Source organism: Shewanella halifaxensis HAW-EB4 (assembly GCF_000019185.1).
Classification (GTDB): domain Bacteria; phylum Pseudomonadota; class Gammaproteobacteria; order Enterobacterales; family Shewanellaceae; genus Shewanella; species Shewanella halifaxensis.
In genome coordinates this window covers 4098228-4111378 of the sequence record NC_010334.1, presented here as the reverse complement: position 1 = coordinate 4111378, position 13151 = coordinate 4098228, and the positions used below count along the sequence as shown (strand labels likewise).

11 protein-coding genes are annotated in these 13151 nt (G+C 46.0%); 1 reads left to right on the top strand and 10 read right to left on the bottom strand.

What is annotated here, in order from left to right; translation table 11 throughout:
* The first annotated feature begins 361 nt into the window (after positions 1-361).
* Positions 362-1204, top strand: a complete 843-nt coding sequence (locus tag SHAL_RS17455) for an ABC transporter substrate-binding protein (protein ID WP_012278435.1) — start codon at positions 362-364, stop codon at positions 1202-1204.
* 151 nt (positions 1205-1355) lie between these two features.
* Here SHAL_RS17455 and ushA read toward each other — a convergent pair whose 3' ends face one another.
* From ushA to SHAL_RS17405, 10 genes are all read right to left on the bottom strand, one after another.
* Positions 1356-3074, bottom strand: coding sequence for a bifunctional UDP-sugar hydrolase/5'-nucleotidase UshA (gene ushA / locus SHAL_RS17450; RefSeq protein ID WP_012278434.1), 1719 nt, complete (start codon positions 3072-3074; stop codon positions 1356-1358).
* Positions 3075-3385: 311 nt separating this feature from the next.
* Positions 3386-4840 (bottom strand): methyl-accepting chemotaxis protein, encoded by a 1455-nt coding sequence (locus SHAL_RS17445; protein WP_012278433.1) that lies wholly within the window; start codon positions 4838-4840, stop codon positions 3386-3388.
* Between the two features lie 447 nt (positions 4841-5287).
* Positions 5288-5626: a hypothetical protein gene (locus SHAL_RS17440; protein WP_150102108.1), complete on the bottom strand. Its 339-nt coding sequence runs from the start codon at positions 5624-5626 to the stop codon at positions 5288-5290.
* 191 nt (positions 5627-5817) lie between these two features.
* Positions 5818-6345 carry a hypothetical protein gene (locus tag SHAL_RS17435; RefSeq protein ID WP_041416086.1) on the bottom strand — a complete coding sequence of 176 codons (528 nt, stop codon included), beginning with the start codon at positions 6343-6345 and terminating at the stop codon, positions 5818-5820.
* A gap of 376 nt (positions 6346-6721) precedes the next feature.
* Positions 6722-8422, bottom strand: a complete 1701-nt coding sequence (locus SHAL_RS17430) for a Na(+)/H(+) antiporter subunit D (protein WP_012278430.1) — start codon at positions 8420-8422, stop codon at positions 6722-6724.
* Entirely contained in the window at positions 8409-8843 is a 435-nt protein-coding gene (locus SHAL_RS17425; protein ID WP_012278429.1) for a hypothetical protein, read from the bottom strand. Before SHAL_RS17425 ends, SHAL_RS17430 begins: the two co-directional genes overlap by 14 nt.
* Positions 8833-10323 carry a monovalent cation/H+ antiporter subunit D family protein gene (locus SHAL_RS17420; RefSeq protein WP_012278428.1) on the bottom strand — a complete coding sequence of 497 codons (1491 nt, stop codon included), beginning with the start codon at positions 10321-10323 and terminating at the stop codon, positions 8833-8835. Before SHAL_RS17420 ends, SHAL_RS17425 begins: the two co-directional genes overlap by 11 nt.
* Positions 10320-11798 (bottom strand): monovalent cation/H+ antiporter subunit D family protein, encoded by a 1479-nt coding sequence (locus tag SHAL_RS17415; RefSeq protein ID WP_012278427.1) that lies wholly within the window; start codon positions 11796-11798, stop codon positions 10320-10322. The genes SHAL_RS17420 and SHAL_RS17415 overlap by 4 nt, the downstream gene beginning before the upstream one ends.
* Entirely contained in the window at positions 11792-12160 is a 369-nt protein-coding gene (locus tag SHAL_RS17410; protein WP_012278426.1) for a cation:proton antiporter subunit C, read from the bottom strand. Before SHAL_RS17410 ends, SHAL_RS17415 begins: the two co-directional genes overlap by 7 nt.
* Positions 12160-13122, bottom strand: coding sequence for a Na(+)/H(+) antiporter subunit B (locus tag SHAL_RS17405; RefSeq protein WP_263053408.1), 963 nt, complete (start codon positions 13120-13122; stop codon positions 12160-12162). The genes SHAL_RS17410 and SHAL_RS17405 overlap by 1 nt, the downstream gene beginning before the upstream one ends.
* Between the last annotated feature and the right edge of the window lie 29 nt (positions 13123-13151).

The window sequence follows — 13151 nt, the reverse complement described above, 5'->3', positions numbered from 1 at the left end:
TTATATAACGGCACTATAAGCAGACTCTCTTTGCCTAATATTCGTCAAATTGCAACTTACTCCATTTCTCTATCGCACTTTGTGTTTTCACTTTGTAACTGAATGCTTCAACATCAGTTTGGCGCATCAACGCCGTATTAGGGAGTGGCCATCCCATCTCCCATTGTTAATAGCAAGTTGATTTTGCTCACAATTTTAGTTCCTCACCTTAGAGGCTACCTTAGAGTGGCTTGTAATCTGCATTATTCCGTTAGCAATCGATAAACCTCTACTTTGTGGGACATTTTTACCCAGTAGCTAGGCGATTGCCCCGTTGCTTAACCCATTTTTTACCAATAAATAAAATAAGAGGCATTACCCTATGAAGTTAACCTTACTGGCAATATCCCTATTGGCTGTAACAAGTTTCGCGCAAGCCACTGATTGTAAATCGGTATTCGGTGATGGTCAGCAGGAGTTTGTGCTTGCCACTGGCAGCCCCGGTGAGCTAGGAATGTTGGAAGCGCTAGCGGATGCCTTTAACGCGGATCACAACAGTCGTATGTGCTGGGTAAAGGCGGGCAGTGGTAAGTCTTTGTCATTACTCAAGGCTGGCAAGATTGATATGGTGATGGTGCATGCGCCAGCTGCAGAAAAGCAGGCAATAAAAGATGGCTGGGCTACGCAGCATACGCTGATAGGTTCTAATGAATTTTATTTAGTGGGGCCTGTGTCGGATAAAGGGAAAGTTAAAGGGGCGACTTCTGTAGCTAAGGCGTATAGCAATATCGCCGTAAATCAGGCGCTGTTTTATACCCGTGGCGACAATTCGGGGACTCATAAGAAAGAGTTGTCCATCTGGAGTAGCGCCGATGTCAATCCAAAGGGCGACTGGTACCAGACCACGGGTGACTTTATGCGGGCATCACTGAAAATAGCAAATAAAAACCACGGCTACTTTATGACAGACAGCTCCACTTGGGTAGCAACCCAAGCACAGTTACCCAACTTACAGATTCTGTTTAAGGGCGATCCAGTGCTGATTAATACTTACCATGCGTTGAGAAGCGTGGATTTGACCGATCCTGGTGTGGCGCTGTCTAAATCCTTTATTGAATTTGTAGCATCAGCCGAAGGACAAAAGATCATTACTGACTATGGCAAGGCGGAGTATGATCAGGCGATGTATGACAATGCCGTAGTGGCTGCGCAGTATGTTCACTGATAAGAACTAGACAAGCCAACATAGACATCCCTTGTTCCAAGTAGAAGTGCACCAGCGCGAGCTCTTGCTTGAAATAATTTAAGTCATAAAAAAGCCATCACTTCCAATAGGGATAAGTGATGGCTTTAGGTTCGAACTCGTTCAGTTTCTATTACTTAGTCGTTTTACAAGCTGATACGCTTTCTGAGTTGGTGTACTGAATATCACCTGCAACGGGCTGATAGTCACTTGCAGCAACATGCTTAATCGCTTCAAGGTGAGCTTTAAGCGCTAACGCGTCATCAATGCCAGTATCGATAGCATTAGTCAGTTTTGGGTAACCGTCACCACCAGAAGCACTGTAGCTAGGTACTGTGAAGCTATAGGTATCTGTTGGGCTGAATGTTTTACCACCTAGCTTAGAAATATCAACCGTTTTGGCTTCACAATCAACGACCATCTCTACGCCTCTTAGCTGAGCATAACCGCCATCACCTTCTTGGATTGATGCGATAACGTTGAGGTAGTCATTGACCTCCTTACCTGTCATGGTATTTATAGTGATGCTGTTAGAAAATGGCTGGACGGTAAGAACGTCACGGTAAGTGATATCACCCGCTTCAAAAGGAGCGCGGATGCCACCAGCATTCATAACCGCAAAGTCAGCACCACTGCCCACACTTAGACGATGTGACTCACCAATAAGATGACCTAATTGGTTTTGCATCTCATTACTGCCTTTACTTGATAGCTCGGCTTCTGTGGTCGCGACCTTCTCTCCTAATAGCTCATCGCCCTTAGCTTGATATGGGTGTAATAGGGCTTTTACATAAAGATCGGGCTTGATCTCTTTGCCAACGAGTACGCGGTTACCATTCTCATCTTTAACCTTAAGGTTTACAGGGATCAGGTTGTAACTGACTAGACGTACTTCACCGCTAACCACTTCAAAGTCGGCGCGAGCAACATACTTACCCCACTTTTCAGCATTCATGATGTAAGTGCCATTTTGCTGATCAGGTAGGCAAGCATCTCCCGGTTGGAAGTCAGCATAGTTGTTGGTACCCGCTTCCATACATACTGGATTTGATGTGTGACCACCAAATACCGCCTGAAGCTGACCTTTCTCTAATGCGCGAGCCATAGCGACATCGCCTGGAGCGCTATCACCACTTTGTCCATCGGCGTAGTGGCCCATATGGGTGGCCGCAAAGATGATATCGGCAGCATTGGCTTCTTTGATCTCGGCGATAACTTTTTTGATCTCATCTTTGGGATCGGTAAACACAAAGCCTTCAATGTAATCAGGGTTACCAATGGTTTCGGTATCTTTAGTGATTAGACCGATAACCGCAATTTTAAGACCATTAACATCGAAAATTTTATAGGCATCGAAATAACGAACAAGCTGTTCTGCGTTGTTTTCATCAAGCTCTGTCTTATAGATGTTTGCTGCAAGCCAAGGGAAATCTGATGAGCGGCGCTGCTTATCCATGACCTCAAGCGCGTTATCAAACTCATGGTTACCGACTGCCATCGCATCATAACCGATTAAGTTCATGCCGAAAAAGTCCGGCTCAGCATCTTGCATATCCGATTCAGGTACACCTGTATTGATATCTCCGCCAGAAAAAAGCAGAGTTTGTCCGCCATTTTCAGTAACCTCTGCGCGGATCTGATCCACTAAGGCCTTACGAGCTGCCATGCCATACTCGCCATGTTTATTTTCCCAGAAGCGACCATGGTTATCATTAGTATGAAGCACTGTAAACTTTGTACAATTATGCTCTTCACAGATCTCCTGTAGCGGTCCATCATTATCACTCCCACATGCCGTTAATGCAGTAAGAACGGCTGTGGTAATCAAACATTTAATAAATTGACTCTTCAAGTGTAACTCCTTGTATATAATTATTTTTATTTTAAAAGTTTATTTTTGTTGTATATGCTGACTGCTGATTTTTTCTTGGCATAGAATGTAAAAAAAGTAAGCCAAAAGTCGCAATCATATTGATGTTATCGTAGGTTGTTTTCCGTACGAAAAGACATTTTTCAAAAGTATCGGGAAAATTAAGATTATGAGAACTCTCACCTGTTTTCTGGTTATGGATATCTCAAAAGAGCCCATATTGGACAAACTGAACCAACTTCATTCGTTAATTATTAAAGGATAAATCGGGTCAGATTCTGACCCGTATTACCCTAGTTATACCGCTCTAATGCACTGGTAAGTTGGGTGGCTGTGGTGGCCAGTTGTTCGTTACCCGTTAGAGTGACTTGGATCATCTTGATACTGTCGGTTGAAATATCGCGGATTGAGCACACGCTATCATTGATGGCACTCGTGGCTTCGCTTTGTTCTTTTAGGGCGTTTGATATCAACTGAATTTGCTGGGTTAACTCTGTGGCATTACCCGCTATCTCCTCTATCGAGCTGGCAAAGCCATTAACCTGTTGTACGCCTTCCTCTGCATACTCCACACTGGTATCCATATATTTCGAGAGTTTGCCTGAGCCTGATTGAAGTTCCTCAATCATTCCTTGAATTTCTACGGTGGCATCTTGTGTTCGCTGTGCAAGTTGTCTCACCTCATCGGCAACAACGGCAAAGCCTCGACCCTGTTCACCAGCCCGTGCTGCTTCAATGGCGGCATTAAGTGCCAGTAGGTTAGTTTGCTCAGAGATCCCCTGAATAACAGATACCACAGAGCCAATTTTTTCTGAGTTTGTGGCTAAGTTCTTAACTGCACCAGAGGCACTATGGACACTTTCAGACAGAGCATGAATTGAGTTTATGGTGCGGTCTATCTTAATTTTTGCTTGCTCGGCATGAACCTGAGACTCAGACGTTAACTCGTCGGCATTACTAGAGTTATGGACTAGCTCTTGAATCGTGCTGGTTAACTGCTCGATGGCTGCTGCAACGGTATCTATCTGTTTATGTTGTTCTTCAACTGAGCTTAATGCTGTCTCTGACTGCTCCTCAATGCTCTGGGTCGACTGGTTGAGCGCGACAACTGATTTAGAGATAACTTCAATTAAGTTATGGATATTACCGATAGTGTCATCGATGGCGCCACCGAGTTGACCGAACTCATCTTCACCAGAGAAGCCTACTTTTCTATTGAGTCGACCAGAGGCAATAACCTTCATTACATCAATAATATAGTCGATAAGCGGTAGCAGATTAGCACTCACACTACTGGCTAGGAAAAAAATAATGATGGTAGAGATTAACGAAATGATGGCTAAATTTTTTAGCAAGCTTCGAAATATTAGACTACCCGATTCAGTAGGCCTTGCGATCACTGTTATATCTAGAGCCGGAATATATTGGCTGACACTAGTATCATTTGTCGAGCTTTGGCCTTGGTTGACCTGATAGTGACTCACATCTGAGGATTGTGAGTCGAGTACACCTTGCAGATCGACTAACTCAAGATCTGTTTTACTGTCTAAAACCTGTAACAGTTGTACTGCCTGCGTTAAGTTAGTCTCAAGGCTAAGTTGCTGATGCTGTTGGCCAGTGCTCCACACGGAGTAGAGAAGCGTGCTTAACGCGATAAGAGCGCCATAAAAAGGCAGTAACATTTTCTGTTTAAGGGGCACGTTCATTAGAATGCGGTCTCTTAAACCAATTTTTACTTCATCATCCATAGTAATTAAGCCCTGTATTATTATATGAGTTATGTTGTTTTTAAATAACTGATGGTCACTTTAGCTATTGCTCATATGAGCCGTGGTGATTAAAAATTAGCTAGTCATCAAGGTGAGGTGCGTGGAATTAAAATGCAATAGTCATCGTCTACTTATAAATTGTAAATGACTGATGGCTCACACTTTTTCTGGAGCGGAGAGTTGTTTTGGGCTAGATGGTATGAATTTGTAGTGGATATAAAAAAGCGGCTTGCATATCACTATGTAAGCCGCTCGAAAAACTCATCTTCGACACCCAACATCAAAAGCATGTTTGTCGACCTCCCTAGTTCAAAGTAAAAGTGTACTTCTACTTTGAATAAGGAATTTCAATATAAGTTTCAAAAGAAATGACAGTCCTGTCTTTTGCTGTCTTTTCAAATGACTCTTCATAACTCTTAATAGCCTTTAATAGCTATGGCGAGAAAGCATCTGTTTGAGCTGGGCTTCTTCGGTATCGGTAAGCATAGGCTGGGGGGCGACCTGAATATTAGTAGGGCAGGCTGGCTCATTATCTAAAACTTTATCAAACACCTGAAAATGGCTCGCTGAGACTGTCTGATATTGGCAAATGAGTAGGTTCTCATCAGTTTGAGATTTTACTAAGTTTGCTGTTACCGCTGTATTTGAAGAGGCGTGAACGCTGCTAATTGAGATAAACAAGATCAGAGCGATGCTGGTGACTGTTTTCGTTGCTGTTGCTAGCATACTCACTGCTGGTGCAAACATTTTAGTTAATTGCTTCATCTGTCGCCTCTGCTTAATCATCCTAACGTGATGATTAAGATAGCAACAGGATGCTGTACGGAAACTTAATGATTTACTTTTGAGCGATGTTTTCAGGTATGGTTTCAGCTATGTTTTTTACTTATTTTTGGTTGATGTTTTTACTATGATTTTATTTAGCTTCCTGCTGTTTGTTAGGTCAGCCTTTAACCTCATGACATCTCCAATTCCATTGTCCAATCAGCCACTTTGACAGGTTTTGCGTATGAGGGCTTCTTAATCGATTCAATCGCGTCGACAACAGACTTATGGAAAAAAATGATGATTGACTCAAATGAGGGCCTAAACACCAGCCTATTTTCTAAAGCAATAGAGTTGAGCGCTTCGAAGTCAAAACCTACTTCATCATTCAGAATATTAATGATGTTGTAGCAGTGCAGATAAAGATAATCTTTATCAATAATCTTAGCGGGAACAATTGAGTTGTTATATAAATTCAGCTCAACTAAAGGCTTTGCATAGTCCATATCGAAGAGCAGCTTAGTGCTAGCCGAAATATCAAATGATGCGGCTATTGGTTTAAAGGTTCTTAGACTTTTACATTCAAAACTGGCTGGGATATTTGTTGATATCGCTTGGTCTCTCAAGATCCCCAATCTGCGACTATCGTTCATATTGACCACAAAATTGACTTTGGAGTAGTCATTTGAAAAAACATAATACTCATCTTTAATTGGCATCGTAGGTTTATCCAGAGCTATCAAATTCATCATTGTAAACAAGCGATAATTATCTTCTAAGCCTGTTTTGCTGAATTTAACCCCTTGAGCCTTGTTATTACAAGACTTTCCTTCAAGTTAGGCTTTTTCGCTGGTACTTTTATTAACCGCTTCATCAGCGCCTCCACCAGTCTGCATCACATCCATTAGTTTCTTTGGCATCACCTGCTGCAGTCTTAAGTCATTAACCATCAATGGCAGCGATTAAGCTCCTTACTTGATAAGCGGGATCTGAGCCTGAGTCACCTAAAAAAGCGGCTTGCATATCACTATGCAAGCCGCTTGAATTCACTGCTTTTAGCTAAAAAATAGCTAACCGATTAGTTAAGCTGATAGCCTAACCAATAAATCCAATAAACAGGTAAGACGCTAGGATCACGGCGACCCATAGCACCATATTGCCAGAAGGGTAAGAACCTGAGAGTAAGCCTCCTAATCCCTTATGCTTGTTGGCAATAATGGACTGGTATTGGCTTAGTTTTCCTCGTACTGTTTGGCGTAGCGCCCCATCTGCCTTCCATATTGCCGTGAACAACTTTTGTAGCACAGAGGGAATGGCGCGCCTGTAGATCCAGTCTACATCCAAGTTGGTCGAGCGCAGCTCTGGCGGATACATGCCTTTGAGGTTTAACCAAACAAATGCTAGGGCTGAGAACAGCAGTAACTGAGTCTGTGCCAATACGTGGGTCGCATCATAAGGGTTGTAACCCGTGTCATATGGCAGCAGCGAGTACAGCGCCGCAGGATAGATGCCGATGGCAATACACAAGCTGGCAGCGATAAACATGGCGAACAACATATTGCGTGGTGGATCGCTGGCGCGCAGCCCCGAGTCGTGGGCGAAGAATGCAAAGTAGGGGATCTTGATCCCTGCATGGTGGAACACACCCGCAGAGGCAAACAGTAACATCAACCAGACCCAGTCATGACCGGTTTCAAGCGCGGCAGCCATCACCATAGATTTACTGACAAAGCCGCTAAACAGTGGGAAGGCTGAGATAGAGGCGGCGCCAATAATACACAGTAGCGTGGTCTTGGGCATGGTTTTATACAAGCCGCCCAGATCTGAACCGTTGATCCTGCCCGTCATATGTAGCACCGCGCCCATGCTCATAAACAGCAAGCCTTTAAAGATCACATCGTTAAAAGCGTGGGCAATTGCGCCGTTTATCGCCAGCGCAGTACCGATACCGATACCGACCACCATAAAGCCCACCTGATTTATTAGGCTGTAGGCCAGTACTCTGCGCAGATCATTTTCAATCACCGCAAAGAAGATTGGGAAGCAGGTCATGGCTGCACCAATGTAGATCAGCAGCTCGGTGCCGGGGTAAGCGCGCGCCAGTGCATAAACGGCGACCTTAGTGGTAAATGCACTGAGGATCACTGTCCCCGTAGGTGTGGCTTCGGGGTAAGCATCGGTGAGCCAAGTATGGGCAAAGGGAAAAGCACATTTAATGCCGAAGGCGATAAATATCAGCCAGCCCGCGACACCTTCTAGGCCGATGTAGCTAAAGGCCAGAGAGCCCGTCTCGGCGGCGTAAAAGAGTGCTCCTACCAGCAAGATGACACCGGATAGTACCTGAATGATCAGGTAGCGCATACCTGCATGATAAGCGCGAGTGGTTCTGCGCGCCCAGATCAGAAATACCGAGGTAAAGGCTAACAGTTCCCAGAAGATAAATAGCGTCAGCAGATCGCCAGCAAATACCGCGCCCAGCGCACTACCCGCATAGAGCATGGTTGCTACCTGTTGTATGCTGTCTTTAACATGAAGCGAGTAGATGATGCCGATGAACGCTGCGATATGAAATACATAGCCAAACATCAGGCTGAGTTTGTCTGCGCGGTATGGCACCAACTCATAATCTAAAAACGCCAGCTGTAGGTGAACGCCTTCAGGCACTGTCCACAGGTGAATGGCGCTAATAACTGGAATGGCAACCATTATTGCGCCGCGTAGCTTGCCGCGAGTCATTGCAGCAATAAGCCCGCCGATAAAGAATAGAGTAAAGGGCGGTAGCTCAAGCATCCACATGGTGACCACCTATATTGTTGTTTTTTGCCTGCTGGATTTCACCCTTGTGAGTGTTTTCAACTGCAGCATCTTCTAAAGAGTTTTCGAAATGTTCGTCACTATGCTCATCACTAAGAATGTCACTATTGTTGTCACTATGAACATCATGATGAGCGTCGTAAAAATTGTCATAATAGTCTTCTGGGCGCATCAGAAAGGTTCGCATCCACTTTGCTACGAACACCAAGATGACACAGCCTACAAAGCCATAGATGGGGTAGAACAGCGGCAGGTTCTCCCAGCTGTGATAAACATGACGATGGATGACAAAATCAAGCACCACTAGCAGCGTGCAGCAGGTATATAAAAGATATAAAACGCGCTTTATGTTCTTCGGATTATCAAAGAGGTATTGCTTGTTGTTTTTCTTGTTATTGTCCATGGCTAACTCCCGGTACAGTTAAGATGGCTTTGGCCAACTCATAGAGGGGGTGCGGATAGAGGAATAAAATAAGGCAACCTAAGGTGGTAATGGAGATCGCGATTAATGACACCAGTGGCGCTTCCTTTATCCCAGCTTTTGCTACTGGCTGATCCTTGCCAGAGAAAAAGGCGTGATATGGGATAGGTAGCAGGTAAGCGATATTGAGCAGAGAGCTGATCATCAGCACCATCATAATGACCCAATGTTCGGTTTCCATTGTGCCCATTAACAGGTACCACTTACTCCACGTACCGCCAGCGGGAGGGACGCCAATAATACTCAGGCTAGCGATAAAAAAGGCCGCCATGGTGATAGGCATAGCAAAGCCGAGGCCGCGCATTTCGCTCACTTTTGACTTATGGCTCGCCACCAGAATGGCGCCAGCACAGAAGAACAGGGTGATCTTGCCAAAAGCATGGGTGGCAATGTGCATTGAGCTACCGATAACCCCCGATGAGCTGGCCAGCAGTGCGCCTATGGTGATATAGCCCAGTTGACTCACCGTCGAGTAGGCGAGTCGCGCTTTTAAGTTATCCTGACGCATCGCCACTATCGAGGCGAGCAATACCGATGCAGCCGCTAAATAGAGCAGAAATTCAGTCGTTGGCAGAGTGGGTAGTAGCTCGATACCAAAGATAAACACGCAGATCTTTAAAACAGTGAATACCCCAGCCTTGACTACTGCTACAGCATGCAGCAGGGCGCTCACTGGTGTTGGTGCCACCATCGCGGCGGGGAGCCAGCGATGGAACGGCATGATTGCCGCCTTACCAATACCAAACACAAACAGTACCAGTATGGCGCCTAGCAAGCTGGTATCTACATCAGTGTGAAACACGCCGCCAGGTGTGAAGTCCAAAGTGCCGGCCACAAACCAGGTTAAGACAATCGCCAGCAGGAAGAAGGCGATGGAGGTGCCGAGTAAAATACCTAAGTATACTCGTCCTCCTTGCTTGGCCTTTTCCGTTCCTGCGTGGGTCACCAAAGGATAGGTAGACAGGGTCAACACTTCGTAGAAGATAAATAGGGTAAACAGGTTAGCCGAAAATGCTAGCCCCATGACTGCACTTATGGCGAGAGCAAAGCAGAGGTAAAAGCGGGTTTGGTTTTCCTCACCGTGGCCTCGCATATAGCCGATGGCATAAAGAGTGGTAATGAGCCAGAGAAAGCTGGCAATTAGGGCGAACAGCATGCCTAAAGGCTCAACCACAAAACTCATTGCCAACCCCGGCATCAGCTGCCACCAAAACACCTCGATAGATGCGCCAGCACTGAGCCCTTGATATAGGTTTATCACACAAAAAAGTACCACAAGACTGATGCTTATCGTTACAGCCTCACGAAGATTGGGGTGCTTTCCCGTTGCCCAGATCGCTAGTGTAGCGAGCAGAGGCAAGATAATGGTTAGCTGCAGTAGCAGCTCCAAAGATAGATTCATGGGTTAATTCCAAACAAGCTTTGAGAGGCCGCCTGCGCCACCTGCACAGTAAGGCGGGTATCTATGCCAAAATAGATATTGGCCAGTACTAGGATCCAAATAGGGGCGAGGAAGGTCCAAGGGGCTTCCTTGACGGGTTCACGACCCGGTAGCGGAGGCCTGAAATAGGCTGTTTCAACGATCCGCCATATATAAATGACTGCCAGTAGAGAGCCCAGTAGCACTAACACCGCCACAGGCCACATTCCCGCCTCAATCGCAGCAACGAGCAGATACCATTTGCTGATAAACCCGACGGTCAGAGGCACGCCAATCAAACTCAGTCCAGCTACGACTATGGCAGCCATAGTGAGCGGCATCTGTCGTCCTAGCCCTTGGAACTGGCTAAGTTGTACGCTGCCGACACGGTACATCACTGCTCCCAAGGCCAAAAATAGCGCGCTCTTCATTAAAGCGTGATTAAACAGGTGCAGCAGGGTAGCCATAAGCCCTGTGCTGGTGTTGATGGCGTAGCCAATTATCATGTAACCAACCTGAGCGATGCTCGAGTAGGCAAAGATATGTTTAACATTGGTTTTATATATCGCCGCGGTGGAGGCGGCGAATATGCCAACCAGCCCGAGAATCATAAATAAGTTTTGTAGGGGGAGGATCGAGAAAGAAAGCTCGATGCCAAATATCGTATAGGTGATGCGGATCAGTAGATAAACCGCAACTTTAGTCGCCGTAGCAGCGAGAAAAGCAGTCACAATTGAAGGAGCATAAGCGTAGGCGTTAGGTAACCACAGATGCAGTGGGAATAGTGCCAACTTTAAACAGACCCCGACGATTAAAAAGGCAAATGCGGCAAATACGGTACGTGTTTGGTTAACCTCTGCTAGCCGGTTGGCGAGATCATCCATATTCAGCGTTCCCGTCATCTGATACAGCAGGCCGATGCCAATTAGAATAAAGGTCGCGCCTATGGTGCCCATGATCAGATATTGATAAGCGGCCCAAAGGGCGCGTCTATCTTTACCTAAAGCAATCAATGCATAGCTTGATAGCGAGGAGATCTCTAAAAATACGAATACATTAAACAGATCGCCTGTGGCGACGATGCCGAACATCCCCGTTAATGACAGCAGGTACAGGCTATAAAACAGCGTGTGACGATCTCTAGGGAGTTCTTTTTGAAGACTGGTTTGTGCTGCAAACAGGACTATGGTGCCAACAGTTGAGATGATCAGCAGTAAGAGGGCGTTGAGTTCATCGATACGATATTCGATCCCCCAGGGTGCGTCCCAGCCTCCAAGTTGATAAATAATGGTGCCGGAGCTCATCACTTGTTGCAGCAGGACTATGCTGGTTAGACAGGAGAAACCGCTCACTAATAGGGCAAACAACCACACCAGTTTGGAGCGGTCTAGGAACCAGCATAAAGGGGCTGCCATCAGTGGCACAATGACTTGTAAAATAGGCAGATGGGCTAACACTTTGAATTATCCTCGGTAAGCTGATCTTGGATTTGAATCTCATCTTCTTCTATGCTGCCGTAAGCCTCTTTGATCCTTACGGCCAATGCGAGACCTAGTGCGGTAGTTGCAATACCGACCACTATCGCGGTGAGAATAAGCACATGGGGAAGAGGATTAGAGTAGCGACTTACTCCTTCGGCCAAGATTGGCGCGCTACCACTATCGACATTGCCCATACTGATATAAAAGATAAAAACCGAGGTCTGAAAAATCGTTAAGCCAACCAGTTTTTTGATCAGGTTGCCATGGGCGATAACGATATAAAAACCGATCATCATCAGCAATACCACGATCCAGTAGTTATAGAGTCCGAGTACCATCATGTCCCCTTACCGTTCTGTTGTGCTTCTCTGCGGCCGGCAAAGTTGAAAAAGATAATGATCATCACCGAGGCGACTGTGCAGCCAACTCCCAGTTCGATCAGCAGAATACCTAAGTGCTGGCCTGCAATAGGGTCGTCAGCTAATACGTTGTAATCTAAGAAATTGCCGCCGTTAAATAACGAGACCACACCAACACTGGCATATAGTAAGAGTCCGATAGCAGCGAGCAGTTGGAACAGTGATAGGCTAAAGATACGCTTGGCATTGTCTAAGCCGAATAACATGGCATAGAGGATGATTGCAGCGGCAAAGATCACCCCCGCCTGGAAGCCCCCTCCTGGGCCAAAATCGCCATGGAACTGCACATAGAGAGCAAACAACAGGATGAAAGGGATCAATGCCTTGCTGATAACTCGCAGCACGATATGCTGTTGATACATCTGCTCTTTGCTAGATTCATCTATCAGGTAGGGTTTACGACGTTGCGGTAAGGCCAACAGTGATAACACCCCAATACCGGCAGTAAAGATAACGGCTACCTCGCCTAAGGTGTCAAATGCTCGGTAGCTCGCGAGTACCGAGGTGACAATATTGGGGACACCGACCTCCTGCATCGAATCGTTAATGTAGCGAGGCGCGACATGCTGATGAACTGGTGCATCGAAACTGCCAAAGTAGGGCATATCTAAGGTGCCGTAGATCAGCATTCCACCTGTGATAAGTACCACAAGTAAAGCCAGCAGAGGCTTATGACGCTTAGGCGCCTCGGCGCGGCCAGTCATGGAAATGGCTGCCAGCATCAGTAAACCGGATATCCCCGCGCCTACTGAGGCTTCGGTAAAGGCCACATCCACCGCATCGAGTACCACAAAAAAGCTTGCGGATAGTAATCCATAGATCCCCGTCAACATCACCACGGCCAACAGATCTTTTGTTCGAACGATGGCGATAGCAATCACGACGAGAAAGCTTAATAGAACGACATCAA